Genomic DNA, 26,261 nt, shown 5'->3' with positions numbered 1-26,261 from the left:
GACGGAGCCGGATTCATAGGGAACGCAGAGGGAACCCGCCCCCGCGCACCGTCCGGCAGCGGGGCATCCTGGGAGGACCATGAACAGCGACGATGTCCCGCAGACCGGCTCGGGTACCCCCGCCGGACCCGTACCGCACAGCCGCGACCAGCCGGTGCTGCTGCGCCCGGACGGAGCAGCGGTCCGCGTCCTGGTCGTGGACGACGAGCCCGACCTGACCGACGTGCTGGCCGGGGCCCTGCGCTCCGAGGGGTGGGACGTACGCAGCGCCGCCGACGGCGCGTCCGCGCTCGCCGCGGCCGACGACTTCCGCCCCGACGCGGTGGTCCTCGACTGGATGCTCCCCGACATGGACGGACTGCACGTCCTGCGTGAGCTGCGCACCCGTCTCACCGGTGTCTGCGTGCTCTTCCTGACCGCGCGCGACGCGGTCGAGGACCGGATCGCGGGCCTCACAGCGGGCGGCGACGACTACGTGACGAAACCGTTCAGCCTGGAAGAGGTGCTGGCCAGGCTGCGCGGGCTGCTGCGCCGCGCGGGAATGGCCGCGGAGCCCGAGGGGAACTGGCTGACGGTCGGCGACCTCAGGATGGACGAGGACGCCAGGGAGGTCAGGCGCGGCCACGACAGCATCGACCTCTCACGCACCGAGTTCGAGCTGCTGCGGTTCCTGCTGCGCAACCCGCGCCGGGTGCTGTCCAAGGAGCAGATCCTCGACCGTGTCTGGGCGTACGACTTCGGCGGCCGGGCACACATCGTCGAGCTGTACATCAGCTATCTGCGCAAGAAGATCGACGCGGGCCGGACCCCGATGATCCACACGGTGCGGGGCGTCGGCTACGTACTCAAACCGGACCAGTCGTGAGGCGGCTGCCCCCGCACGTCCGGGGGGCCCGGCCGTGAGGCGGCTGTTCCGCCGACCGGTGCGGCCGATGGTGCGGCGGCTGTTCCCGCGCACCCTGCGCGGCCAGCTCACCGCCGGGCTCGTCGTCCTGCTCGCGGTGGCCTGCGCCGCCGTCGGCGTCACCACCGCACTCGCACTGCAGGGCTTCCTGGTGGGCCGGCTCGACCAGCAGCTCACGGCATCCGCCGGCCGGTTCGCGGCCAGCCTCGAACACGAGAAGCACCCCGACGCGGACAACCGCCCCGACACCCGGGGCCAGGCCGAGGGCACGTTCGGCGCACGGCTGCTGAAGGGGACGGTCACCAGCGCGGCCGTGGTCGACGACGAGGCCGACCGCCCGGTCCCGCTCACCCCCGCCGACCGCCGTACGCTCGCGGCCCTGCCGCCCGACGGCACCGGCCACAGCATCCGTCTGCACACCCTGCACCGCTACCGGGCCGCCGCCACCCGGGGCGACGACGGGGACGTCCTGGTCACCGGGCTGCCGCTGCACCCCGTCGAGGAGACGGTCCACCGGCTCGAAGCGGTGGAGGCCGCCGTCTTCGCGGCCGCCCTGCTGGCGACGGGCGTGGCGGGCGCCCTGTGGGTGCGGGTCTCGCTGCGCCCCCTGCGACGGGTGACCGCCCGCGCCGCCGGGGTCGCCCGGCTGCCGCTCGCCAGCGGCGAGGTGGCCATGCCCGAGCCGCTGGCCGTCACCGACCCGCGTACCGAGGTGGGCCAGGTCAAGACGGCGCTCAACCAGATGCTCGGGCATATCGGGAACGCGCTCGCCCAGCGCCAGGCGGGCGAGGAACGGCTGCGGCACTTCGCGGCGGACGCGAGCCACGAACTGCGCACCCCGGTCGCCAACGTCCGCGGCCACTCCGAACTCGCCCTCCGGAACCGGGGCCCCGTACCCCCCGAGGTGCGGCACGCGCTGGAGCGCATCCACTCCGAGTCCCACCGGATGACCCGCCTCGTCGACGACCTGCTGCTGCTCGCCCGGCTGGACGCGGGCCGCCCGCTGGAGCGCGAACAGGTCGACCTCACCCGGCTGGTCCTGGACGCGACGGACGACGCCCGGGCCGCTGGCCCCGGCCACCGCTGGCTGCTCGACCTGCCGGAGGAGCCCGTCACGCTCACCGGCGACACCCACCGGCTCCAGCAGGCGCTCGGCAACCTCCTGGCCAACGCGCGCACGCACACACCGCCGGGCACCGAGGTGACCGTACGGCTGAGCACCGTGGCGGCGGGCATCGAGCTGACCGTGCACGACACCGGACCCGGCATCCCCGAAGAGCTCAGGTCCGAGGTGTTCGGCCGCTTCGTCCGCGCCGACCACAGCCGCTCCCGCACGACGGGCAGCACGACGGGCAGCACCGGCCTCGGCCTGGCCATCGTCCACGCGGTGGTCACCGCACACGGCGGCACGGTCGACGTCAGCAGCAGCCCCGGTGACACGACGTTCCGGGTGGTCCTGCCCACCCGGCCCGACACCGCCGGAGTCACGCAGACTGGTCCCGCAGCGTATTGACGAGGGGGACCACGTGAGAGAACAGCCCGAACCGTCCGACGGGACGGAACAGCCCGCAGGGACACACCAGTTGGACAGGCCGAAGAGGCCCTTCCTGTACGTGGTGGTCTGCGCGTCCGGCATCGCGGGCGGCGTGGGCCAACTGATCACGGCCGCGCAGGAGCAGCGGTGGGACGTCGGCGTCGTCGCCACCCCGCAGGGGCTCGGCTTCATCGACACGGCGGCGGTGGTGGCACAGACCGGCTACCCGATCAGGTCCGCCTGGCGCGCTCCCGGCGACCCGCGCCCGCTGCCGCCGGCGGACGCCATCGCGGTGGCGCCCGCCACGTTCAACACGATCAACAAATGGGCGGCCGGCATCTCGGACACCCTGGCGCTCGGCATCCTCTGCGAGGCGTACGGCGCGGGCATCCCCACCGCCGTACTGCCCTGCCTGAACGCGGCCCAGGCCGCCCACCCCGCGTACCGCCGGAGCGTCGGCGCACTGCGCGACATGGGCGTCCGCTTCAGCGCGTACGACCCCGGCCCGCCCGGGGCCACGAAAGCCACCTCCGGCTTCCGCTGGGCCGAGGCCCTCGAACTGCTCGACAGGCCCTGAGGGCCGCCCGCCGTACGGATGCCCCCGGCACCCGGCCTCAGCGCCGCGACATGTACAGGTCGAGGGCCTTGTGCAGGAAGCGGTTGAGGGGGAAGTCCCACTCGCCCAGGTACTCGGCGGCGTGGCCGCCGGTGCCGACCTTGAAGCGGAGCAGGCCGAGCAGGTGGTTGCTCTCCTCCAGGGTGTCGGTGATGCCCCGCAGGTCGTAGACGCCGGCACCGAGCGCGTGCGCGTCGGACATCATGCGCCACTGGATGGCGTTGTTCGGCTGGACTTCGCGCTTTCTGCCGGTGGACGCGCCGTAGGAGTACCAGACGTGCTCGCCGACCGTCAGCATCGTGGCCGCCGCGAGGACCTCACCCTCGTGGTGGGCCAGGTAGAGCCGCATCCGGTCGGGGTCCTCGGCCGTCAGTACGGTCCACATCCGCTGGAAGTAGGCGAGCGGGCGGGGGATGAACCGGTCCCGCTCGGCCGTCTCGGCGTAGAGGTCGTAGAAGGCGGACAGGTCCCCGTACTCACCCCGTACGACCGTGACGCCGGCCTTCTCGGCCTTCTTGATGTTGCGCCGCCACTGCTGGTTGAGGCCCTTGTGCACCTCGTCCAGCGAGCGCCCCGCGAACGGCACCTGGAACACGTAGCGCGGCTGGCCCGCCGCGAAGCCGTCCTCGCCGCCCGGCTCGGTCTGCTGCCACCCCATCCGGCGCAGCCGGTCGGCGACGTCGACCGCCCGGGGATCGTGCCAGGTCGGGGCGGCGTCCCGCAGCCGCCCGGCCGACGGATCGGCGATCGCGGCCTTGACCGCATCGGTGTCCCAGATCCGGGCGACCACGGGCGGCCCCATCTTCACCGAGAACGCCCCCTGCCTCTTCAGATGGGCCAGCATCGGCTTCAGCCACCGCTCCAGATCGGCCGCGTGCCAGTCGATGACGGGGCCCTCGGGCAGATAGGCGAGGTAGCGCCGGAGCTTGGGCAGCGGTCTGAACAGGACCAGCCCCACTCCCAGGAGCCGGTCGTCCGTGTCGAACCAGCCCAGGCTCTCCGCCCGCCAGTCCGGCTTCACGTCCCCCCATGACGGCACCTGCATATGGCTCGCCGAAGGCCGGGCCCTGATGAAGGCCAGGTGTTCTTCGCGGGTGATGCCCTTCAGTCGAAGGCTCATGCGCAACGCTCCTCTGCCCGGGGCGCCTCTCCCGAGGCGTACGGCACGTGTGTCTCTCCGTACGCACCATGTCAAGACCGCACACCCTGTGTCAGCGGACGCCACGCCGCAGCGCTCGCGCCAGGGCCTACGGCTCCCGGCCCACCGCGCTGCGCTCTACGTCCCGGCTGAAGACCGGCCAGCCCGGTGCACTTGAAGCAAGTGCGGTGTGCGCCGGGCTTCTTGGAGCCTTCGGAGACCTCTGGGCCGGCCGGTTCGGCGGACCGTACGGCAGCGGGCTCGGCGGACCGTACGGCAGCGGGCGGCCGGGTGCCACCGCGTCGGTCTTCCTTCACGACGCGTGGCACCCGGCCGCCCGCGGGTGCTGTCTGCCAGGCGCTCGTCAGGCGCCGCTGTGGCGGAGCATGTCCTCGCGCTCGACGACCTTCACGCGCTCGCGGCCCTCCGCGTCGCCCAGGCTCCGCTCGTGGCTGTCGAGCTGGTGCCAGCCGTCCCACGTGGTGTACCGCACGCCGCGCTCGGCCAGGAAACCGGTGACGGCATCCGGGTCCGGCAGGTCGGCACCGGGGAGGCGGCCCGCGGCGTGGTCGTCGAGGAGGCAGGCGACGGTCTCGTTGGCATCGCCCTTGGTGTGGCCGATGAGCCCGATCGGGCCGCGCTTGATCCAGCCGGTGACATAGACGGCGGTCTGGTGGCTGCTGTCGGCTGCCAGTACGCGCCCGGCCTCGTGGGGGACGGTGCCGGAGGCCACGTCGAAGGGCAGCTTGGGCAGCTCGTCCGAGCGGTAGCCGACCGCACGGTAGACGGCCTGGACGTCCCAGTCGGTGAAGCGGCCGGTGCCACGGACGTTGCCGGTGCCGTCGAGCTCGGTGCGCTCCGTACGCAGCCCGACCACGCGCCCGTCCTCGCCGATGATCTCCTCCGGGGACTCGAAGAAGTGCAGGAAGAGCTTGTGCGGCCGGTCGCCGGCGTCGCGAATGGCCCAGTTCTCCAGGGTGGAGGCCACCATGTTGGCCTGCTTGTCACCACGGCGGGTGGCGATCGAGCCCTCGTCGTAGTCGATGTCCTCGGGGTTGACGACGACCTCGATGTTGGGCGAGTGGTCGAGCTCGCGCAGCTCCATCGGGCTGAACTTGGCCTGCGCGGGTCCGCGGCGTCCGAAGACGTGGACCTCGACGGCCTTGTTCTGCTGCAGCCCGCTGTGGACGTTCGGCGGGATCTCGGTGGGCAGCAGCTCATCGGCGGTCTTGGCCAGGATCCGTGCGACGTCCAGGGCGACATTGCCCACCCCGAGAACGGCGACCTTCTCGGCCTCCAGCGGCCAGGTCCGCGGGACGTCCGGGTGGCCGTCGTACCAGGACACGAAGTCCGCGGCGCCGAACGAGCCGTCCAGGGCTATCCCGGGAATGTCCAGGGCACGGTCCGCCATCGCGCCGGTGGAGAAGACGACGGCGTCGTAGAAGCGGTGCAGGTCGTCCAGCGTGAGGTCGTTGGGGTAGTCCACATTGCCGAAGAGCCGTATCTGCGGCTTGTCCAGCACCTTGTGCAGAGCGGTGATGATGCCCTTGATCCGCGGGTGGTCCGGGGCGACCCCGTAGCGGATCAGCCCGAACGGTGCGGGCATCCGCTCGAACAGGTCGATGGAGACACCCGGGGCCTGGGCGGCGTCGGACTTCAGCAGGGCGTCGGCGGCGTAGATGCCGGCCGGACCGGCACCGACGATCGCGACACGGATGGGACGAGACATACGGGACGTTCCTCCAGGCAACGCGGACAGACGGTTCGACAGGCCCGCCGGACGGCGGCGGTCAACGGGCGGCGGCGGTCGAAGGGCCTGCGGCCCCCACGGCCCTGATCCTCACGGTCGTGCTCCCCACGGCCGTGATCCCCAGAGCCATGACCCCCACGTCCGGTCCACCTGGGGATCCTCTGACGGGATCGGCGCCACCCCTGCCGCCGGGAACCGGACAGGCGTGTCACCCGAAAGCATATGGCACCAGGTGACAGAATCCCCTGGCTGCCCACGGTACGGACCGGGCCGCCGGTACGCCGTTTCGCCAGGAGGAACCCCGTATGCAACCCAGCCCGGCCGCACGCACCGCGTCCGCCGGCCTGCGCGCCCGCAAGAAACTCCGGACCCGCGACGCGCTCTGCCACGCGGCCCTCGACCTGTTCGGCTCCCGCGGCTTCGACGGCACCACGCTGGACGACATCGCGGCCGCGGCCGATGTGTCCAAACGCACGCTGCTGCGGTACTTCACGGGCAAGGAGGACGTGCTGCTCGCGGTGTTCCGCGAGATGGCCGTACTCACCCTGAGCGAACTGGACCGCAGGCCCCCGGACGAGCCACCGCTGACCGCGCTGCGCGAAGCCACCCGCCGTGCCCTGACCGAGGTGGCGCGGGCCTTTCCCGAGTACCGCTCCACGCCGGCCTGCCTCGCCGTACTGCACCTCGTGGCGGTCACACCGGGCCTGCTCGTCTCCCTGCACAGCGTCCTGCTGAGCGAGCAGGACGCACTCGCCGGGATCCTCGCCGCGCGGGAGCACCTCGCGGACCCGGCCGACCCGCGGCCCCAGCTCCTGGTGTCGATGCACGCCTGCGCCATGACGGTCGCCGTCCGCACCTGGCAGGCGAGCGGCAGCCGGGACCTCGACAGCCTGCTGCACCTGGTGGACGTGTGCCTCGACAACCTCGGCTCGGCGGCCGGGGGGCCGTGGGCGGGCGCACCGGTGGACCGGGGGCCGGTGGGGGTGTGACCGGGCGGACCTGATCGCGCAGGCGCTCGAACAAATTCACCCGAATGGCCCTGCTCGGGTGGTGGTGGAAGCCGTGGAAGCGGAGCGTCGGAGACCACGCCGTGGTCCAGTCCGAATGACCCGGCGAAGGAGGCTCTCATGGCTCAGTCCGCAGCCCCCTCCGGGGGGCCTACACCTCACCACACGCAGCCCAACAGGGACAGCGGCAGCGCGTGGGCAAGCGGTGGAACCCTGTTCGCCGGTGTGCTGCTGTTCGTGGACGGCGTGCTGGCTGTGCTCAACGGCATCGTCGGCATCGCGAAGGACAACGTCTACACGCACGTCGGCCACTACGCGTACCAGTTCAGTCTGACCAGCTGGGGCTGGATCCACCTGGTCATCGGTGTGCTCCTCGTCCTCACCGCTCTCGGCATCTTCAGGGGCGCCCCCTGGGCCCGCTGGATCGGGGTCTTCATGGCCTCGATCAGCGTTGTCGCGAACTTCATGTGGCTGCCGTACCAGCCGGTCTGGGCGTTCGTCGCCATCGCGATCGGCGTCTTCGTGATCTGGTCCCTCCTGACGGACCACGCCAGGGCGCATCCTCGGTAGGCCCGGGAGAGCCGGCCGGAAGCCGACTGGAAGCCGACGGAATCTGACTGGAAGCCGATCGGAAAGCCCCGGGCCAATGGCCCGGGGCTTTCCGGCCGGGGCCAGGGCGGTGCTGCCCGGCTACCCCGGCCGGCAGTCGAACGACCGCAGCATCACCATCAGCCAGTGGGGGCTGAGGCGTGAGTGTCCACGGGAAGCCGGTCCATCCTGCGCAAGCAGGCGCCGTGCCAAGTGAGTTCGTCCGCGGGGGCGGCGAGGCTCAGGCGGGGGAGTCGGCTGAAGAGGCCGACGAGGGCGTCGTGGACGAGTTGGCGTCCGAGCGCCGCGCCGAGGCAGTAGTGCGGTCCGTGTCCGAAGGACAGATGGCCGCTGGGCGCCCGACGGTGTGGATCGGCCCGCAGCGGGTCGGGCCAGACCGCGGGGTCGAGGTTGGCGGAGAGCAGGGAGGCGACCACCACGGTGCCCTGGGGCAAGGAGATGCCCGCGATACGGCAGGGCTCCCGGGTGAAGCGCCAACCGGTGTGCTGGAAGGGCGGGTTCAGCCGCAGGATCTCCTCGGTCAGCGCCCTCGTGTGTGCGGCGCTGCAGCTGGACCCGTTACCGGGCCCCTGGCTGAGACCGCGTCCGACGTCGGGGCGCCGCATGGCCAGGAGCGTGCCGGCCGGGATGACGGTGGCGAGCGAGTCGACGGTGCCGATGAGCAGCATCCCGAGCATTCCGGCCATTTCGGCGCTGGTGAGTTCTCCCGCTCGGTTGGCGTGCAGCACGGCGGTAGCCGCAGTGGGGGTGGGGGAGCGGCGGGCGCCGCTGATGACCTGCAGGACGGTTCGGGAGAAGGCGCGGTGCGCCGACCGGGCCGCCTCCGTCCCCGGAGCTGACGCGCTGGCGGCAAGAGCGGCCGTCACCGCTGTCCGGCGTCGCTCGGGCGGAATGCCGAGGACCTCCCCGACTGTGGCAGCTGCCAGCGGCAGGGCGAGATCGGCGACGATGTCGACGCGGTCGCGGCCGGCCAGGCACCGGATGATCTGTGCGGCCTCGCACCGCAGCCTGGCGGCCGTCCCCGCTGCTGCGGCGGCGGTGAAGAAGGGAGCCACGATCCGGCGCATCCTGCGGTGACGGTCTCCGGAGGCGGAGAGCAGCTGCGGTGCGTGGGCGAAGAAATCCTCCGGATAGCGGCGGACGGGGAAGCCCTGCACGGGCCGGCCCACCTCGCTGACGTCATTGGTCAGACGCGGATCGGTGAGTACGGCGCGGGACACGGCAGCGTCCGTCGCGGCCCAGGCGCGCAGACCGCCCGCGAGAGTGACGGGGCGCAGGGCGGGGCCGGCCGGCCCGGTGAGCCGGCCCAACGCCGTACCGGACCCCCCTTCGTTGAGGGTTGGGCACGCCAGGAGGGGCGGGCGGATCACGTGGGGTGGGCAGGCCGCGACGAGGGGGCAGGCCGAGTGCGCCGACGGTCCTGCGGGGGGCGCGGAGCGGGTCATGCGGTGGTGAAGATCAGGGCGGTGTTCTGGCCGCCGAAGCCGATGGAGGTACTGGCCACAGCGGTCATCCGTTGGCGCCGGGGCTGTTTGGTGACGATGTCGAGGTCGATGGCGGGGTCGGGCCGGTCGAGGTTGGCGGTGGGATGAATGGTCTGGCTGGTGAGGCTCAGGACGCTGACCGCCGCCTCGATCGCACCGGCGCCCGCGATGGCGTGGCCGATGACGCTCTTGGTGGCGGTGACGGGCGGGGGTGTGGGGAAGACGGTGCGCAGGGCCTCGGCTTCGCTGATGTCGTTGGCGGGGGTGGAGGTGGCGTGGGCGTTGACGTGGCCGATGTCGGCGGGCGTGAGAGCGGCGTCCCCGAGAGCGGTGCGCAGGGCCTGTACGGTGCCGCGCCCCCCTGGGTGCGGGGTGGTCCAGTGATGGGCGTCGCAGGTGGTGCCGTAACCAGCCAGGTGGGCGCGGACGGGGGCACGCCGCGCTCTGGCGTGGCGGGTTTCCTCCAGGATCAGGATGCCGGCGCCTTCGCCGAGGACGAAGCCGTCACGGTCGGCGTCGAAGGGGCGGGAGGCTCCGGCGGGGTCGTGACAACGGGTGGAGAGGGCACCCATCCGCCAGAACGCTCCGGCGGCCAGGCGTGAGGATCCCGCGGATTCGCTGCCTCCGGCGATGACGATGTCGCACGTTCCGGAGACGATCAGGTCGCGGGCGAGGCCGATGGCAGTGGCCCCCGACGCGCAGGCGGTGCTGACGGCGAAGTTGGGCCCGGTGGCCTGGCAGTCGATGGCGATCTCGGCGGGAGCCATGTTGGGCATGGAGCGGGGCACGTCGGTCGGCGACAGCGCCCGGTAGGCGCCACGGGCCAGCTGCTCGTACTCGCGCGAGGCGGTGTCCTGGCTGCTTCCGCCGACGCCGATCACGACACCGACCCGGTTGCCGTCCCAGGTGGCGGGGTCGAGACCGGCGTCCGCGAGGGCTTCCCGTGCGGTGAGGAGTGCGAGGTGCACGAACCGGTCGGTACGCCAGACGATGCGGCGGCCGATGGCTCTGACCGCGTCGAACTCGGGGATCTGGCACGAGAAGGCGACCGGCATGCCGTCCAGTCGCGGATCCGGTGTGGCAGTGGAGGTGCCTTCGCACAAGCGGGCCCAGGTCGCTGCGGCCCCCACACCGGCGGGGGTGGTCATACCGAGGCCGGTGACGGATACGGAGCGGGCGGTCATGACGCGGCGGGAGTGGCCGCCAGCAGCCGCGAGAGGGCTTCGGCCGCCTGCGCCAGGGTCACTCCAGGGCTGAACGAGCCCTCGATGTCGGGGAATTGGAGGCCGTACCGGTCTTCGAGTACGACGACGGTCTCCGCCAGAGCAAGCGAGTCCATGTCCAGGTCGTCGAACGTGGTGGATGGCGTGATCTCGGCCAGGTCGATACCGAAGTGTTCGCAGATGATGCCGGCGATCTGGTCCTGCATCGGCTCCTGCATCGGAACGCTCATGTTTACTCCTGTGGTGGCAGACGGGGCGGCGGGATGGGGGGCGGCGGGCTGAGTCAGCGGGTCGGCGTCGGCGGGCTGAGGACGGCGTCGAGATAGGAACTGTCGATGGGTGCAGGAGGGCTGATCAGTCCATGGCGCTCCAGGTCCGCCAGGCTGCTGCGTTCGTAGTGACGGCGCAGCCCGAGGTAGGCGGTGGCCTCGGCCCCGTACTGGTCGACGGCGCGCTCCAGACTCGTGGGGTCCGGGCGGTCGGCGACCAGCTCCAGACGGAGCCGGGGAACGGACCGCTGCAGTGCGTCATTGACCCGTTCCACGGGCGTCTCGGCGGGGTGCACGATGTGGTGGACGCGTGCCCCGGGCCCGCTGGGCGTGCGCCCTGCCAGCCGCAGCATGGCCAGTGCGGCGTCCTCGACCTGCAGTAGGTTGATACCGGCGTCGGGTGCGCCGAGCAGACGGACCACCAGCTGCCCCGTACGGCCGGATGCCGGGGAAGGCGCCGGGTCCGGCGCACCGTTGAGCGAATGCCGCAGGAACAGGGCGAGCTTGGCGGCCAGGACGGCGTAGGTGTGCTGCGGGGCCCGGGGCAGGGCGCGACGGTCGCTCAGCAGCACACTGGGCCGAAAGACCGTGGCACTCCGGCTGTTGTCACGTGCCCAGTGGTGGACCAGTTTCTCGGCGCGGTATTTGGACTCCTCGTAGGGAGTGAGGAATCCTCGGGTGGATTCCAACTGCCGTTCCGGGACGACGCCTTCCAACTGTGCCCCGGCCACGAATGCCGTACTGATGTGAAACAGCGGCGGTCTGCGGCTGCCCGCTGTCGCCAGGGCGAGAATCTGCCGGGTCCCTTCCACGTTGGTGCGGTGCAGTTCCTCGGCGGCGCCATGGAGTTTGGTGAGCGCGGCACAGTGCCATACGGCGTCGACACTGTCGGCGATGGTGCGGAATTCCCTGTCGGTAAGCCCTAGTTGCGGGCGGTCGAGACGTACCTGGACCGCACGTACCTGGCGGGGGATCCGTTCCACGGTCCCGGCCGGTGCTCCCGCCGAGCGCAGGGCGCAGGCCAGGGAGGCCAGAGCCCGGTGCGGGGGCTTCCGCACCAGGGCCACCACCCCGGTGTCATGCGGCAGCAGGCGCAGCAGCAGGTGCGATGCGAGAAATCCGGTGGCGCCGCTCATGGCGATCGTGGAGCCGGTGGGCCTCTCGTACGGGAGTCCGGCGGCCTGTTCGGTCGAGTGCACCGTGTCCGGCATGGCCCGTCTTCGCATTCTCTGTGGAGTGGTGGAGTGGCTTGCGTACGCGGAATTCTGTCTTCTGTCTCACGAGGTGCCCGAACCTATACCGGCCGGAAGACACCGCAGTACCCGATATGGCCGGAGGGGTGCATCCGGGCTCAGTTCCACTCCATCGAGGGATATATTCCGCTGCTTCGAATATTTTCTTCACGCCGGATTACTGCGGACGTTCTTCAAGTCATCCTCCAAGTCAAAATTCAAGTCAAACGTCAAGTCAGCGGCGCCAGCGCCCCATTCACGGCTGAGCGGCAGGCAGAAGCCAACCGTGCCCTGGACCGGCTGTGCGTCGTTTCCTCCGTGGAATTACCTGCCCGAAGGGGCCAACCGGCGAAGCGGTCAAGCGGCCAGGCGGTCACCACCGGCGCGAACGATGAAGCCGGGGCCGCTCGAACTGAATGAGAGATGCATGGGCCCACGGGACACCGGGCGGGACACCGCACGGGACACAGGGCGGGACACAGGGCGGGACTGCCCGCGGGACTGCGCTCGGGACAAGGGGACACCGCACCCACGTGGGACAGCGCCCCGCGGCCCCGGCCGCCTGCTCGCCGCGACAGGGCGCGTCGCCGTGCGATGGCGGCGCGCCGTACTGCTGCTGGCCACGGCACTGACCCTGCTCTTCGCCCTGGCCGGATACGACGTCAGCGGGCGGTTGGTCAACGGCGGCTTCGTCCCCGATTCCGCTCCCTCCGCCGTGACCCACAAGACCATGGAAGGCTTCGGCGGCGGTGCGCCCGACTTCGTTCTGCTGATTCACACCCGGGGCACGGTCGACGCGCCGGACGCCCGGCGCACCGGCCTGCGGCTGGTTTCCCGCCTGCTCGCCGACCACCACGTCACCGATGTGGACTCCTACTGGACCGGCGCCGTTCGTCGCGGCACACCGGCAACACCGGCAACACCCGCAGCGGCAGTCGCGGCGAACGCGCTGACGCAGCACCTCCGTACCCGGGACGGGCACACTGCCGCGGCCCTGGTGCGCCTGCACGGCAGCCCCGGCGAAGTGCGTGGAGCGGTGGACCGGCTGCTCCCCGAAGTCACCGGACGCCAGGGGCCACTGAGAGTCGGAGCGACGGGGCAGGCCGCAGCACTCAGAGATCTCGAAGACCAGAGTGAACGAGACCTGCGGACCGCCGAACTCATCGCCGCCCCCGCGGTGTTGATCCTCCTGCTGTGGGCTTTCGGGAGTCTGTGGGCCGCGTTGCTGCCGCTGGCCGTCGGCGCGGTGGCTGTCGCAGGGGCCATGGCAGTGCTGCGCGCGCTGACCACGTTGACGGAGGTGTCGGTATTCGCGCTGAACCTCACTACCGCGGTGGGCCTGGCCATGGCCGTCGACTACAGCCTGTTCCTGGTCGCCCGCTACCGGGAGGAGCGCGCTGCCGGCGTACCTCATGACGCCGCGATCCAGCGGATGATGACCACGGGCGGCCGTATCGTCGTGGTGTCCGCGGCGGTCATCGGGTCCGCACTGACCGGGCTGCTGCTCTTTCCGCTGTACTTCCTGCGCTCCCTCGCCTGGGCGGGGCTGGCGGTCGTGGCGCTGGCTGCCGCCGTCGCGCTCCTGGTGGTCCCGGCTGCCCTGTCCTGCCTGGGCGAAAGACGGGCCGGCGCGGACTGGTTCGCGCGCCGGCGCCTGCGGGGGCCCGTGGAGCGCGGGCGGTGGTACCGGCTGGCCACTTCGGTCATGCGGCGCCCCGTGGTGGTGGGCGTCGGCGGTCTGCTGGTGCTGACCGCGCTCGCACTGCCGTTCCGCAGCGCCGTTTTCGGTCTCAGTGACGAGCGCGTCCTCCCCAGGACCGCGCCCGTGGCAAGCACGGCACGTGCCCTGCGCGCCGACCTTCCCGCGGCCGCGGGTTCCCCCATCGACGTGGTACTGCCGCACTGGCAGGCCGACCGGCCGCAGCGCCGGTCCGAACTGGACGCCTACGCACGCCACTTGTCCGCCCTGCCGGGAGCCGCGGGCGTGCGTACCGTCACCGGCATCTACGTTTCCGGGCGCTCTGTCATGAGCTGCCCCGCGGCCCTCACGGATTCGGTCGTACGAAGGGTCACGTGCGCCGACCTCGCCGACCGCCACCGCGCGGCAGCCGGGACATGGGTCGCCGTGAGCGGCCCACCGGCGGCCTACGGCCCGGCCGGAACACAGCTGGCGCGCTCCGTACGCGTCACCGGCTCCCCGGTTGCCGTACGGCTCGCCGGGCCGGCGGCCGAGCTGTCCGACATCGAAGCAGCCGTCGCCCGACAGCTCCCCTACGCCGCCGCGCTGGTCATCCTCTGCACCCTGGCCCTCCTCGGGGTGTTCACCCGCAGCCTCTTCCTGCCCGTCAAGGCGCTGCTGATGAACCTGTTCAGCCTCACGGCGACGGCGGGTGGCATGGTCTGGGTCTTCCAGGAGGGCCATCTGCGGTCATGGGTGGGGGAGTTCACCGTCACCGGCACCACCGATCTGCTGACCCCGATGGTGGCGATCTGCCTGGCGTTCGGGCTCTCCATGGACTACGAGGTGCTCCTGCTCTCCCGTATCGGAGAGGCCCATGCCCACACCCGCGACACGGTCCGCGCGACAGCGGCCGGACTACAGGCCGCCGCACCGCTGTTCACGGCCTCCGCCGCCGTCGTCATCGCCGTACTGCTCGCGCTCGCCTCCGCCGACATCACCGTGATCAAGCTCATCGGTGTCACCGTCGCACTCTCACTGCTCATCGACACCTTGCTCATCCGGCCCCTGCTGGTCCCCGCGGTCATGGCACTGGCCGGAAACGTCAACTGGTGGGTACCGAGCGGCTTCCGGCCCCGGCGCCCCACCACACCGGCCGCCGCCGCCCCAGTGCCGCGACCCGCCGGACCTCCCACACCCGCACCTTCCGAACCCCTCGCGGGCGGTCAACGAGGTGCGGGCGATCAACAGGGGGCCATCAGTAGAGAAGGAGGGCCGGCCGGCCGACAGGGAGAAGGACAGCGATGAACCGGCGGACCCCGCCCTTCCTCACCGCCACTGCCACCGCGCTCCTCGGCGGTCCGCTGCCGGCCGCCGCCCAGCAGGCCATGGCCGTCAGCGGCACCGGACCCGTCAGCGACGTACGCAGTCTGCTGACCGATCAGCGGGCCGCCGCCATCCCCCACTCCACGCCCGCGGACGTCTTTGCGGCGGTCACCACGGCCGCGGCCGCCCGGCAGACCTGGTCGCAGTCCTCGGCCGGCTGCCGCAGGAGCGCCCTGGCCGGCCTCCACACGTGGATCAGCCAGCACCGTACGTACCTCTGTGCACTCCTGGCCCATGGCTCGGGCTTGAGCGGCGCCGACGCGGCGGCCGAGTTGCGCGACGCCCGGCGCACCGTGCGACACCACCGCACGCGCCTCCCTTCCCTCGCCTCCATCCGCCGACAGCCTCCGCAGCCGCCCGAAACCGTCGCCACACACGCCGAGGACTGCAAGCCCCTCGTATCGCTGCTCGAAGCCGCGCTGCCCGCCCTCCTGACCGGCAGCGCCGTCATCAGCCACGTCTCCCCGCGCACCGCGGTGCTCGCCGCCCGACTGTGCGCAGCGGCAACGGCCTCCGGCCTGACCCCGGGAACCTGGCAGCTGGTCGTCGCCCCCACCGGATCCATCACCGCCGCTGTGCTCGACGAGCATGCGGACACCGTTGTCCCACGGTGCTGCCCGCCGGCCACCGCGGGGACGTACCGTCCCGGCATGTTCATCGTCCGTCACGACGCCGACCTGCCCACGGCCGTCGCGCAAGCTCGCCGCGCCTGCTTCGACCGGGCCGGGCGTGGCTGCACGGCCGCCCCGCTCGTCGTCGCCCACGACAAGCATCACGACGCACTCCTGCGCCGGCTCACCGCGACAGCCGCTCAACTGCCGGCGGGCGCGATGTCCTCCCTTCCGGGAAGCCACTGCGTCGATGACTTCACTCACTTCGTGCGACGCGTCTCCGCCGACGGCGCCGACGGACCGTTCCGCCCGGTGCTCACCGGCACCCCCCGCCCGGACATCCACCCCTACCTGCACGAAGCGGTCGTCGCCACCGCCGCCCTCGACCCCGGACTGCCTGCCGCCGTACCGCCGGGCCCGCTCGCGGTCGTGGTGCGCTACAGCCACTGGTCCGACGTTCTCGAACTCGCCCGCCACACGGGCCGCCACGCCACTGTGATCACCAACGCCCGTGCCACCTATCTCGCCGGCCAGTTCGCCTGCCTGGCCGCCGACGACATCCACCTCAACCGCCACCCCCGCCACTGCGGGAGGCCCGGTCGCCGGACATCGGCCTGACGTACGGGCGAGGAGGCTGCCCACCCGTCCGGTCGTCAGATGCGGAGGTCCGCGGTGACCGTGGAAGCCGGGGTGGTGAGGACGCCGTCGAATGCGTCGAGTACCGGGGTGTGCACATAGGTGCTCTGCAACCGGATGCGGTCGGGGTGGCCGGAGGCCTCCGTGCGTGCCCGGCGGAGGTCGGCGATGCCGAGTCCGAGTCCGGCGTCGGCGAAGGCGGCCTCGACGCTGCCGGGTTCGGGCTGCTCCAGCGGCGTGTCGCCGAGAGTGAAGCCGAAGGGTGCCTTCTCGTCGCGGTGCATTTCCGCGGTGTGCCCGGCGATGCTGGTCAGGCCGAGGGCGAAGTAGTCGTCGCCGAGCGCCCGGTGCAGCTGCTGTCCCATGGGCAGCCCCGTGAGGCGGCCGTCGAAGGAGATGGGCGCCGTCTGGATGTGGGCGTTGTGGGCTGCCAGGACGATGCGGGTGCCGGGTCCGGAGCGTTCCAGGTGCCAGCGGACCGACCTGGCCATGTAGGCGTCCCGGGCCGAGGTGTCGGCGGTGAGGCCGTCCCCCGCGAACAGGCCGGCCATGGCGCGGAAGGTGTGGTCGCCGTGGCAGGCGCCTTCGAGGCGGTGCAGGGCGACGTCGTAGTCGTGTCGGCCGCCGCGGTCGGCGTACAGCGGTTCGAGGGAACGGAACCGTACGAGCAGGCGCGCGAGGATCGCGGTGAGGGCGTCCTGTTCGGCGGCGGGCAGGCGCGCCCAGGCGGGCGCGGCCACGGCTGCGGAGCCGCCGGCGAACGTCGCGGCGATCCGTATCGCCGTCTCGGCCGCCGGCACGGTCTCGGGGTCGACGCGGCGCAGGTAGTCGACGACCGGGGTCAGGGCGGGAAGCAGGGAACCGCCCGCCGCCGGGATGTCGATCCCGGCGAAGCGCACCGGCGGTGAGGCCGTGCGGTTGTGCCGGCGGACCCATTGCAGGGGCTCGGTGAGCCCCACCGGAACCGCCGTGGCGAGGTGGACCGCCAGGTCCTCCTCCGCACCCTCTCCCCCGGCCCAGGCATCCAGGGGGAAGCCTTCGCTGAAGCCGTACTCGAAGGCCAGGACGGTGAAGCCGCAGCGCTCGGCGAGGAACCGCAGGACGCGGCGGCGCAGGAGTGAGAACTCCTCGATGAAGTGGGAGTGTTCGCCGATCGCGACGACGCGGGCGTCACCGATGATGCCGCGCAGCGGCTCCAGGTCGTCGAGCGGTGCCTCGGGGTCGACGTGGGCGAGCGGGACGGCGCGTTCACGGAGCCAGTCGGTGAACGGGGCGCCGAGGGATGAACGGGACATGCTGACGGCTCGATTCTCAGTGCGGGGAGGGGCCGGGTGCCGCGGCCTCCAGGTCGTCGACGGTGCCCGACATGACCGTACGGAGGTGCTCGGTGAGGTGCGGCAGGGGCCAGTCCCACCAGGCCAGGGCGAGGAGGCGGTCGATGTCGGCGTCGCTGTAGCGGCGGCGCAGCAGCCGGGCGGGGTTGCCGCCGACGATGCCGTAGTCGGGGACGTCGTCGACGACGACGGAGCCGGAGGCGATGACTGCTCCGTGACCGATGCGGACGCCGGGCATCACCATGGCCCGGTACCCGAACCAGACGTCGTTCCCGACCGTGGTGTCGCCGCGTCCTGGCAGACCGGTGATGAGGTCGAAGTGGTCGGCCCAGGAACCACCCATGATCGGGAAGGGGAACGTCGAGGGGCCGTCCATCCGGTGGTTGGCGCCGTTCATGATGAACCGCACACCCTCGCCCAGCGCGCAGAACTTCCCGATGACGAGCTTCTCGGGCCCGTAGTGGTACAGGACGTTGCGTGTCTCGAAGGCGGTCGGGTCCTCCGGATCGTCGTAGTACGTGAACTCCCCGACCTCGATCAGCGGTGAGGTCACGAGCGGCTTGAGCAGTACGACCCGCGGCTGGCCGGGCATCGGATGCAGCAGGGCCGGGTCGGCGGGAACGGGTGGCATCGGTGGTCGGTTCCTCTCCGGAGGGCGTGGCCGTCAGGCGTCGTTGTCGGGGGCGCCGAACCAGTGGGTGAGCGCTTCGCGCAGCGCCGGCGCGGCGTTGTCGGCGGACTCGTCGACGCCCGCGGCCCAGGCGATGTGTGCGTCCGGGCGGATCAGGATGGCGTCGGCCGGGCGGTCGTCGGTCTTGGCGGTGTGGACGTCGACGCGGGACCGCCAGGCTCCGGCCGCCCTGCGGAGATCCTCGCGGCCGGCGAGGTCCAGGAGGACGGGCCGTGCGGTGTGCAGGAGCTCGCCGACGCCGGTCACGCCCCGGTCGGTATGCAGGGTGAGATCGGGGACGAACGTTCCGGCCAGCGGGTGGTCGCCGGATGATCCGGGCATCGGGTAGCGGATGTCGGAGCCGGCGACGAGCGCCCCCATGCGGCGCAGCGGCTGCTCGTCGGCGAGCAGCTCCTGGAAGACCTCGCGGAGCGCTTCGGCGGCCGGATCGGTTCCGCGCCGCAGCGCCACCTGTGCCCGGGTGTGCAGCATGGTGCGCGCGCCGGCGAGGTGCCGTTCGCCGTGGTACGTGTCCAACAGGCCGCCGGGCGCCCGGCCGTGGACGTCGGCGGCCAGTTTCCAGGCCAGGTTGACCGCGTCGAGCATGCCGGCGTTGATCGCCACACCGGTCGCGGGGAACAGATGCGCCGCGTCACCGGCCAGCAGGATCCGCCCTTTCCGGTAGTGCTCGGCCTGCCGGGCCTTGAAGGTGAACCGCGACAGCCGGACCGCTTCGCCCATCGGCAGGTCCACGCCGAGGACGCGACGGAGGCTGTCCTGGAACTCGGTCAGGGACATCGGAGTGTCGTCGTCGTACTCGGTGGTCTCGTCCTCGGTGGTGTAGAGGGAGACCACGGGGGAATCGGGCGATGCGCCGACGCCCAGAAGACCGCGGTCCGTACGGGTGAAGCCCCCGCGGACCGTGCCGAAGCCGGGTACGCCGAGGTCGCCGTTGCCGAGCACGGTTACCGTGTCGGGAAGGGTGACCTGGGCCAGCCGGTTGACCTCCGGATAGGCGGTGCCCGGGAACGCGATGCCCGCCCCCTCGCGGACCCGGCTGCGAGCGCCGTCACAGCCCACCAGGTAGCGGGCGGTCACCCGGTACGGTCCGTCCGGGCCGAGCACCTCCGCGGTCACCGCTGCCCCGTCCTGGCCGACCACGCTCACCTGGTGCCCGCGGCGGATGTCGACCCCGAGCTCACCGGCGCGCTCGTCGAGCAGCTCTTCGAGCTTCTGCTGTGGGAGCGGCAGGGCGTGCAGCGGGGGGTCGACGAGCCGGGTCAGGTCGAGGTGGACGCCGCCGAACGGGAACCGGGGGGCCGGGGCGGGGCCGGTGCAGGCGGCCTCGCACCGTTCCAACAGGCCCCGGTAGCAGAGCAGTTCCAGGATCTGTCCGCCGAGGCCACCGGCCTTCGGGGTGTCCCGTCGCTGCGGTTGCCGCTCCAGCAACAGCGGCCGCACCCCGGCCAGACGCAGCTCACACGCCAGCATCAAGCCGGTCGGACCGGCGCCCACGATGATCACGTCGGCATCCATACGCTCTCCCCCTCGGAACGGCACGTGTCGCGCCGGAAAGGAAAGTGCACCGAACGGGGTTCGTCAAGTACGGCACGTGCCGTGCCGTTAGGGTGGTGACATGACCGATTCCCGTCGCGGCGCCGACCGGACCAAGGCCATCATGCGGGCCACGCTGGAACTGGGCCAGGAGATCGGCTACGCCAAGCTCAGCATCGAAGGGGTCGCGGCCCGCGCCGGCTCGGGCAAGCACACCATCTACCGCAGATGGCCGTCCAAGGGCGCCCTGCTCCTCGACTCACTGCTCTCGATGCACGAGTCCAGCCTGGACTACCCCGACACCGGCGACATCGTCGCCGACCTGCGTACGCAGATCCACGCGGCCGTCGACCTGCTGGCCAATCCGCCCTTCGGCCCGCTGTACCAGGCCCTGGTCGGCGAGGCTCAGTACAACCCCCAGGTCGCCGCCGCGCTCAACGAGCGCTTCATCGCCCCGCAGGCCGAGATGACCGTAGCCCGGCTGGAAAAGGCCCGGGACCAGGGCCAGTTGTCACCCGCCTTCGACCTGGGCCTGGCCATGGCGATCCTCTCCGGCCCGCTCTACTTCCAGTTCCTGATCACCCAGGAACCCCTGACCCACGAGTACGTCGACCGTGTCCTGGACGCCCTGTTCACGGGCATGGGCAACCCCTCCTGAAGCCTGCCGCCACACAGCCTGCCGCGCAGGCCAGGCGCTTCGCCGGTCGCCGCGGAGCGGGGCTTGCGTCCGGCCGGTCCGGGGGAGAGTAAGAGCGCTTCCGAACGACAGACAGACCGACGGCCGACGGACCGACGGACCGATGGACCGGCGGACCGAGAAGAGAGGGTGGTGCGGCAATGCCGCGGATTCCTGGCGCGACAACAGCCTTGGCCACCAGAGCTGAGCTTGCGGAAGACCCGATGGTCTCGGCAGTGGCGGAGGTCGCGGCCAACGTTCTCCTGCCGGTCGTGGAAGAGACCGCGCAGGAGGGCGTTCCCCGCTCGCATATCGACGAGCTGGCCCGGAGCGGTGCCTTCGGGCTCGTCGGCTACGAACCGGGGTCGGGCAGCGGCGTGTCCGCGCGCAGCGTGGTCTGGGAGGCCCACGAGATCCTGTCGGCGGTCGACCCCTCGACGTGGTTCGTCTTCACCCAGCACTTCGCCCTCGTCAAAGGGCTGCTCAAGAGCGGTAACGCCGAGTTGAGGGAGCGCAGGCTCCCCTCGCTCCGCAAGGGCGAACGGCTCGCCACCGCGGGATTCGCCTTTCTGAACCACCCGAGGCCACCCGTCACCGCCGAACCGCTCGGCGACGGCTGGCGCCTGCGGGGACGCGTGCCGTGGATGACCGGCTGGGGCCTCGCCGACCTGGCCTTCATCGGCGCCGTCACCCCTGACGACCAAGCATTGTTCGTGCTGATCGACTGTTCCGCACAGGGCAGCAGGCTGGCTGCGGTGGGCTCGCCCCCGCTCTGGGCGATGAACGCGACACACACGGCGGCGGTGGAACTGCGCGACGTCGTCGTACCCGCGGACGATGTGATTTCGCTGGAGCCCCGGAAGGCCTGGTCCCTCGCCTACGACCTGGAGAACGCGAACTCCCACCCCGCGGTCTTCGGCCATCTCCGCGCCGCGGCGGACTACCTGATCCGTTCCGCGCCCCGGGCGGGCGCCGAGTACGAGGCACTCGGCCACCGCCTGGCCGAAGAAGCAGCCCGGCTCCGCACCGAAGCGTATGCGCTGCGGGTCGAACTGCCCCCGGAAGAAGGGGTCGAGGAACGGATCGCGATCCGGTGGGCGGTGCTGGACCTGGGCGTGCGCGCCGCGACCGCATGTGTGGCGGCGACCGGTGGCCGTGCCGTGCAGTACGGCAACACGGCGGGCCGGCTGGCGCGCGAGGCTCAGTTCCACCTGATTCAGGCGCAGACCGGGCAGCTCCGCGCGGAAACCGCGCGGGCGATGCTCCGGCGGATCTGACACCGCGGCGTTCCGGACCTGACACCGGCCGCGCGGGCTGCGCCGTACCGCGCGGGCGCGCCCGGCCACGCGGGCTGCTTCGGCCTCGTCGGCCGTGGCTGCCCGACCGCCCGACGGCCACCCCGCCGCCCGACCGGCTGCCCCCGCTATCTGAAAGCTGCACCGGAGCGCACCGCGCAAGTGTGGCGGTCGCTACACCCTCGAACTCAGCGCCGACCGGGACGCGGTAGCCGCCGCAGTCAGCGATCCCAGCCCGGCACCGCCACGCGAACGGACACCCGACCTCAACGGTGGCACCGGCGGCTTCGGCTGGCCTATGGTCCGCCGCCTCACCAGCGAGCTGACCATCACCCCAGGGCCCGGCTCCGGCAAGACCATCCACGCCGTAGTCCCCCGGTAACGACCGGGCTACGACGATGTCGTAGCCCGAGCCCCTTACCTTTCAAATCTTTCAAACCGTTCAAACCTCGCACTCGCGGCGGCTGTCCCTGCCCGCTCGGGTGCGGAAGCGGTCATGCCGCCTGGATGAGTTCGGCGCGGCCGAAGAGCAGCGCGTATCCGGAGGGGAGCTGGGCGAGGATGCGGTTCAGGAGGGCGGGGCCGGCCAGGTGACCGACGGCGGCGAGGACGGCTCCGGTGTCCCAGCGGGCGGTCGCCGGCGTACCGCCCGTGCGGCCGGCCAGTTCCTTGACGAATCCCCAGCCGGTGAGCTGTTGGCTGTCGGGGATCTGGCTGGTGAAGACGAGGGCGGCCTCGATGGGCAGGCGGGCGGCGAGGTCGACTCGTTCGTCGCCGGTGAGCTGACGGCCCAGGGCTGCCAGCACGGCGTGCGTGACGTCCTCGGCGCGCTCCCGGGTGGGGTATGCGCCTTCGTAGCGGATTCTTTCCAGCATCTGGTGAAACGTCATGCCGGATCGGGTGGCGGCCGGTTCACGCAGCGGAATCATCGCGGAGTGATTGCCTTTCTCGGTCAAGGGCGTTCATGTTTGCAGGAAGGACTGACGGTACGGGCGTCGGCCGCCCCGGCTGATGCCGGAGAGGCGGGTGCGTTTCCCTGATCTGGTGGCAGGCCGCTGCCCTCCGCGCGGGTTCTGGCGGTCCTTCGGCAGGGGTGCGCAGAGCGGAATACGGAGGACGGGATCAGCGGAGGACGGGATCCGTGGGGATTGGTGCCCGTCTGCCTGTCTGCCCGTCCTCCGACGATGCCGCGGTCGGGAAAGCGGCCGGGGGAGCGGTCGGGAAACCGGTCCTCAGCCTCTGATTTCCCTGTGTTCGGGCTGGCCGCCGATCGCGATCTTGCGGCGCTTGGCCCGCTCGGCGATCGGAATGCGCAGGGTCAGCACGCCCGCGTCGTAGTCGGCCGTGATGCGCTCGGAGTCCAGGGTGTCGGCCAGCATCAGCTGGCGGGAGAAGACGCCCAGGGGTCGCTCGGAGAGCTCCATGTGCACGTCCTCTGCCTTCGCCGCCGGGCGCCGCTCGGCCTTGACGGTGAGCATGTTCCGCTCGACATCGATATCGATCGCGTCCTGCGCGACACCGGGCAGGTCGAGGGCGATCACGTACTCCTCGCCCTCCCTGTAGGCGTCCATCGGCATCGCCGACGGCCTGGACCAGGTGCCCGTCACGCCCGTCAACTGCTGGGCGAGCCGGTCGATTTCACGGAACGGGTCGGTGCGCATCAACATCGCGAATACACCTCCACAGGTCTGGCAGAAACTGCCAATGCGCTTCGTCTGTCACCGTTGTAACATGTCATCCAAGCGACGACAAGTCGAGTGTCATCCGAATGACGACACGCAGGAGAGGTCCCCGTGAACACATCCCAGTCCTCCAGTGACCCCCCTTCCTCCTTCGCCGCCGCAGCAGCCGCGTTGAGCACGATCGACGAAGCCGTACGCGCCGCACAGAACACCAGGACCCCGGCGCGCGGCGAGGGCGGGCAGGCCAGTTCCGAGGAGGCCCTGGCAGCCCTGCTCATGCTGCGCGAACTGCGCGAACAGCTCGCCGAGTGGGAGCCCGGGCTGATCGAGGCAGCCCGCGACGCGGGCACCAGCTGGGCCGACCTCGCCCGCCCCCTGGGCGTCGCCAGCCGACAAGCCGCAGAGCGGCGCTATCTGCGTGTGCGCCCCGGAGCTCCCGGCGCCACCGGCGAACAACGCGTACAAGCGACCCGAAACCGCCGCGCCGCCGACCGCACCGTCACCGCTTGGGCCCAGGCCAACGCCGTCGGCCTGCGGCAACTCGCGGGCCAGATCACCTCCCTCACCGACCTCCCCGCGCCGGCCCACGCCCCCCTTCTCCGCCTCGCCGAAGCCCTCGCCGACAACGACGCCACCAGCCTCATCGGCCCGCTCGCCGACACCCGGGCCCATCTCAGGGCCGGCCACCCCGATCTCGCGGCCCGCGTCGACACCATCAGTCACAGCACGGACCACCTTCGCCAAGCCGGCGGCGACCGCCACTGAAACAGCAGAGCCCTTCCGGCCCGACTGCGCCGAGTCGGCCGAGATGGACTATCTCTCCATGGGGCACGCGAAAATCTACTTCGGCGACAGTAGACATTGGGTGGTGGGCCGGTTATGGTTTCTCTCGTAGCCCAGAGAGACGCAGGGCCTGGCAGACACGGACTGCCGGGCAGCAGTACACGCAGTTGCATGTGCAGGACGGTGCGGTGGTGGAGTTCCGAAGCCGGGGTTGTTGCAGGATGGCGACGGGACTGGCGACCGGACCGGGCGGCCCGCAGTGATCAGGGGCTGCCGTGAGCAGTACCGCGGTGGCAGTGCCGTAAGTGCGGTTCGCAGTACCAGCAGCGAAGTCAGTGAGCAGTACCTTGGTGAAGGCGTCGGCTGCGGGCGCGCGCACCGGGAAGTTCGGCAGTGGGGTTCCAAGCCAGAGCAGAAGCAGGACGGGCGACGGGGCTGGCTGTCGAAGGGTGGCGCTGTCGCAGGCCGCCGGAGAGAATCACCAGCAAGATCAGAGGGAAGAACGGAGGAGTGAAGCGCCATCAGGATCGCCCGGGCGGAAGTTGTGGGCCCGGGTACCGCAGGACATCGACAGTGAGGTGGTCTCCGGTCAAGCAACCGCGATCCCCGCACCTCCCGCCCTCTCCCGGGTGGGCGTCGTGCGGAAACAGAGGGCCGGCGCAGGATCAGGGCCGGCAGATGGTGTAGCAGTTCCTTCGGGGCCTTGGTGCCGTACGGCACCAAGGCCCCTCCACGCGTTCCATGAGAGAGGTGCAATGACAGCAGATGACTCGTTCGGCCGTCTTGATGACGACGACTACCCCGCTTACACCATGGGCCGGGCCGCCGAGGTTCTCGGTACCACCCAGGGCTTCCTGCGCGCCATCGGCGAAGCCCGTCTCATCACCCCGCTCCGCTCCGAGGGCGGGCACCGCCGTTACTCCCGCTACCAGTTGAAGATCGCTGCCCGCGCGCGGGAACTGGTCGACCAGGGCACCCCCATCGAGGCCGCCTGCCGCATCGTCATCCTCGAAGACCAGCTCGAAGAGGCCCAGCGCATCAACGCCGAGTACCGCCGGGCCGCTGAATCGGTGAGCCCAACGCCCACTGACTGAAGTGGCACGCCAACCGGTATCGGCAGGCCCCGTGTACCCCTGCCGACACCCCTGCCGAAGGCGCGGCGCCCGAGTCGTTTCCGCAGGTGACAGGGGCGAGCGGACGTGGGGAGTCGGCGTCGGCACCGGAATGTTGCGCTCCTGGCGGATCAATAGCTAATACCGCGACGTGAGGGTTGAAGGCGTCGTGCCGGGCGTTTAGTTATCGCAATGGACGGAAGGAAAATACTTTACGACATGGGAGCCCTGTGGCGTGCTACTGTCGATCGTAGTTGCAGTTATGGTTCCCAAAAGTCAAGCGCCTCCGACGGTGAATTAATCCGTTGGGAGCGTTTTTATTTTTCCGGGTAATTTGCCGGTCGGGGCATCATCGCGGCGACCCGGGATTCGCACCTTGCGGGCCCGGCGTACTGCCCCTGAGGAGATACGGCATGGCATCTGGCACCGTGAAGTGGTTCAACGCAGCCAAGGGTTTCGGTTTCATCGAGCAGGATGGTGGCGGCGATGACGTGTTCGCCCACTTCTCGAACATCGCCGCCCAGGGCTTCCGCGAACTGCTCGAAGGCCAGCAGGTCACCTTCGACATCGTGCCGGGCCAGAAGGGCCTGACGGCCGAGAACATCATTCCCGTCTGACGTATACGCGCTTCACGGCTGGGGCCCGGCACTCCCTGGGGAACGGTCCTCAGCCACAGGAATTTCCACATGGCCTCACCCGGGGGACTGCCGCTGTCCCCGGTCCTTTCTCCAGCGATTCTCCGGAGATGCACCCGTAGAAATCTGGACTTTTCGGCCCGCTTGGCGGTACCCATTTCATCGGATGTATCCGAACCGTATTTACCGCAGCCAGATTTTCTTTCGTGTTCCGTTCGGCTCGTTCTCGCGATTCCCGCACTTCTCATCCGCTGTGGGAATTCCTCGATACGCGCCGTGTCGAGGAAGGTCCTTAATGAATCCCACACCTGCCGGCGACCGCGCTTCACATACGCGCAGCGATAGCCTCAGCCACCCCGGCGGTCACGCTTCTGGCTCCGGCGCAGATTCGGATGCGAGCAGCCGCTTCAGCGCGTCGTCCCGAGATGGGGAACTGCCGGGCG

Annotated in this window: 23 protein-coding genes; 12 read left to right on the top strand and 11 right to left on the bottom strand. The window is 70.9% G+C overall.

What is annotated here, in order from left to right; genetic code table 11:
- Positions 1–79: 79 nt before the first annotated feature.
- The 3 genes from OG210_RS13530 to OG210_RS13520 all read left to right on the top strand — a co-directional run bounded on the left by OG210_RS13530 (position 80) and on the right by OG210_RS13520 (position 3,015).
- Entirely contained in the window at positions 80–865 is a 786-nt protein-coding gene (locus tag OG210_RS13530; RefSeq protein WP_328329246.1) for a response regulator transcription factor, read from the top strand.
- A gap of 70 nt (positions 866–935) precedes the next feature.
- Positions 936–2,417, top strand: coding sequence for a HAMP domain-containing sensor histidine kinase (locus tag OG210_RS13525; protein WP_328335533.1), 1,482 nt, complete (start codon positions 936–938; stop codon positions 2,415–2,417).
- 70 nt (positions 2,418–2,487) lie between these two features.
- Positions 2,488–3,015 (top strand): flavoprotein, encoded by a 528-nt coding sequence (locus OG210_RS13520; protein WP_371540278.1) that lies wholly within the window; start codon positions 2,488–2,490, stop codon positions 3,013–3,015.
- Between the two features lie 37 nt (positions 3,016–3,052).
- Here OG210_RS13520 and OG210_RS13515 read toward each other — a convergent pair whose 3' ends face one another.
- Together OG210_RS13515 and OG210_RS13510 are read right to left on the bottom strand one after the other, a co-directional pair.
- Complete coding sequence (locus tag OG210_RS13515) at positions 3,053–4,174, bottom strand: peptidoglycan bridge formation glycyltransferase FemA/FemB family protein (RefSeq protein ID WP_328329248.1); 1,122 nt, start codon at positions 4,172–4,174, stop codon at positions 3,053–3,055.
- Between the two features lie 382 nt (positions 4,175–4,556).
- Positions 4,557–5,921, bottom strand: coding sequence for an FAD-dependent oxidoreductase (locus OG210_RS13510; RefSeq protein ID WP_328329250.1), 1,365 nt, complete (start codon positions 5,919–5,921; stop codon positions 4,557–4,559).
- 326 nt (positions 5,922–6,247) lie between these two features.
- Here OG210_RS13510 and OG210_RS13505 point away from each other — a divergent pair, with 326 nt between their 5' ends.
- The gene (locus OG210_RS13505) at positions 6,248–6,931 is read left to right on the top strand and encodes a TetR family transcriptional regulator (RefSeq protein WP_328329252.1); all 684 of its coding nucleotides are present in this window, start codon (positions 6,248–6,250) and stop codon (positions 6,929–6,931) included.
- A gap of 138 nt (positions 6,932–7,069) precedes the next feature.
- Positions 7,070–7,519: a hypothetical protein gene (locus tag OG210_RS13500; protein ID WP_328329254.1), complete on the top strand. Its 450-nt coding sequence runs from the start codon at positions 7,070–7,072 to the stop codon at positions 7,517–7,519.
- 158 nt (positions 7,520–7,677) lie between these two features.
- Here the strand turns inward: OG210_RS13500 and OG210_RS13495 are convergent, their stop codons facing one another.
- The 4 genes from OG210_RS13495 to OG210_RS13480 all read right to left on the bottom strand — a co-directional run bounded on the left by OG210_RS13495 (position 7,678) and on the right by OG210_RS13480 (position 11,745).
- Positions 7,678–8,868, bottom strand: coding sequence for a cytochrome P450 (locus OG210_RS13495; protein ID WP_328329256.1), 1,191 nt, complete (start codon positions 8,866–8,868; stop codon positions 7,678–7,680).
- Between the two features lie 131 nt (positions 8,869–8,999).
- The gene (locus OG210_RS13490; protein WP_328329258.1) at positions 9,000–10,226 is read right to left on the bottom strand and encodes a beta-ketoacyl-[acyl-carrier-protein] synthase family protein; all 1,227 of its coding nucleotides are present in this window, start codon (positions 10,224–10,226) and stop codon (positions 9,000–9,002) included.
- Complete coding sequence (locus OG210_RS13485) at positions 10,223–10,495, bottom strand: acyl carrier protein (protein ID WP_328329260.1); 273 nt, start codon at positions 10,493–10,495, stop codon at positions 10,223–10,225. The genes OG210_RS13490 and OG210_RS13485 overlap by 4 nt, the downstream gene beginning before the upstream one ends.
- A 53-nt stretch (positions 10,496–10,548) precedes the next feature.
- Positions 10,549–11,745 carry an SDR family oxidoreductase gene (locus OG210_RS13480; RefSeq protein WP_371536612.1) on the bottom strand — a complete coding sequence of 399 codons (1,197 nt, stop codon included), beginning with the start codon at positions 11,743–11,745 and terminating at the stop codon, positions 10,549–10,551.
- A 610-nt stretch (positions 11,746–12,355) separates the two neighbouring features.
- On the opposite strand from OG210_RS13480, the gene OG210_RS13475 reads away from it, so the two are divergent.
- Together OG210_RS13475 and OG210_RS13470 are read left to right on the top strand one after the other, a co-directional pair.
- Entirely contained in the window at positions 12,356–14,752 is a 2,397-nt protein-coding gene (locus OG210_RS13475; protein ID WP_371536610.1) for an MMPL family transporter, read from the top strand.
- Positions 14,749–16,059, top strand: a complete 1,311-nt coding sequence (locus OG210_RS13470; RefSeq protein WP_371536607.1) for an aldehyde dehydrogenase family protein — start codon at positions 14,749–14,751, stop codon at positions 16,057–16,059. Before OG210_RS13475 ends, OG210_RS13470 begins: the two co-directional genes overlap by 4 nt.
- Before the next feature lie 35 nt (positions 16,060–16,094).
- Here the strand turns inward: OG210_RS13470 and OG210_RS13465 are convergent, their stop codons facing one another.
- The 3 genes from OG210_RS13465 to OG210_RS13455 are packed head-to-tail and all read right to left on the bottom strand — an operon-like array spanning position 16,095 to position 19,617.
- On the bottom strand, positions 16,095–17,372 hold the full coding sequence (locus OG210_RS13465) for an erythromycin esterase family protein (RefSeq protein ID WP_371536605.1): 1,278 nt from the start codon (positions 17,370–17,372) through the stop codon (positions 16,095–16,097).
- A gap of 16 nt (positions 17,373–17,388) precedes the next feature.
- A complete protein-coding gene (locus OG210_RS13460; RefSeq protein ID WP_328329270.1) occupies positions 17,389–18,042 on the bottom strand; it encodes a CatB-related O-acetyltransferase in 654 nt (217 codons plus the stop codon).
- Positions 18,043–18,075: 33 nt separating this feature from the next.
- Positions 18,076–19,617, bottom strand: a complete 1,542-nt coding sequence (locus OG210_RS13455) for an FAD-dependent monooxygenase (protein WP_328329272.1) — start codon at positions 19,615–19,617, stop codon at positions 18,076–18,078.
- 100 nt (positions 19,618–19,717) lie between these two features.
- On the opposite strand from OG210_RS13455, the gene OG210_RS13450 reads away from it, so the two are divergent.
- Positions 19,718–20,293 (top strand): TetR/AcrR family transcriptional regulator, encoded by a 576-nt coding sequence (locus OG210_RS13450; RefSeq protein ID WP_328329274.1) that lies wholly within the window; start codon positions 19,718–19,720, stop codon positions 20,291–20,293.
- A 242-nt stretch (positions 20,294–20,535) separates the two neighbouring features.
- Positions 20,536–21,588: an acyl-CoA dehydrogenase family protein gene (locus OG210_RS13445; RefSeq protein WP_328329276.1), complete on the top strand. Its 1,053-nt coding sequence runs from the start codon at positions 20,536–20,538 to the stop codon at positions 21,586–21,588.
- A gap of 512 nt (positions 21,589–22,100) precedes the next feature.
- Here OG210_RS13445 and OG210_RS13440 read toward each other — a convergent pair.
- Together OG210_RS13440 and OG210_RS13435 are read right to left on the bottom strand one after the other, a co-directional pair.
- On the bottom strand, positions 22,101–22,496 hold the full coding sequence (locus OG210_RS13440; protein WP_328329278.1) for a DUF2267 domain-containing protein: 396 nt from the start codon (positions 22,494–22,496) through the stop codon (positions 22,101–22,103).
- A 342-nt stretch (positions 22,497–22,838) separates the two neighbouring features.
- Positions 22,839–23,273 carry an Hsp20/alpha crystallin family protein gene (locus OG210_RS13435; RefSeq protein WP_328329280.1) on the bottom strand — a complete coding sequence of 145 codons (435 nt, stop codon included), beginning with the start codon at positions 23,271–23,273 and terminating at the stop codon, positions 22,839–22,841.
- A gap of 126 nt (positions 23,274–23,399) precedes the next feature.
- Here OG210_RS13435 and OG210_RS13430 point away from each other — a divergent pair, with 126 nt between their 5' ends.
- From OG210_RS13430 to OG210_RS13420, 3 genes are all read left to right on the top strand, one after another.
- Positions 23,400–24,053: a type III effector protein gene (locus OG210_RS13430; protein ID WP_328329282.1), complete on the top strand. Its 654-nt coding sequence runs from the start codon at positions 23,400–23,402 to the stop codon at positions 24,051–24,053.
- A 773-nt stretch (positions 24,054–24,826) separates the two neighbouring features.
- Positions 24,827–25,165: a MerR family transcriptional regulator gene (locus tag OG210_RS13425; RefSeq protein ID WP_328329284.1), complete on the top strand. Its 339-nt coding sequence runs from the start codon at positions 24,827–24,829 to the stop codon at positions 25,163–25,165.
- Between the two features lie 431 nt (positions 25,166–25,596).
- Complete coding sequence (locus OG210_RS13420) at positions 25,597–25,800, top strand: cold-shock protein (RefSeq protein WP_328329286.1); 204 nt, start codon at positions 25,597–25,599, stop codon at positions 25,798–25,800.
- The last annotated feature ends 461 nt before the right edge of the window (positions 25,801–26,261 follow it).

This window comes from Streptomyces sp. NBC_00466, assembly GCF_041433995.1.
GTDB lineage: Bacteria > Actinomycetota > Actinomycetes > Streptomycetales > Streptomycetaceae > Streptomyces.
This window is presented reverse-complemented; position numbering and strand designations above follow the sequence as displayed.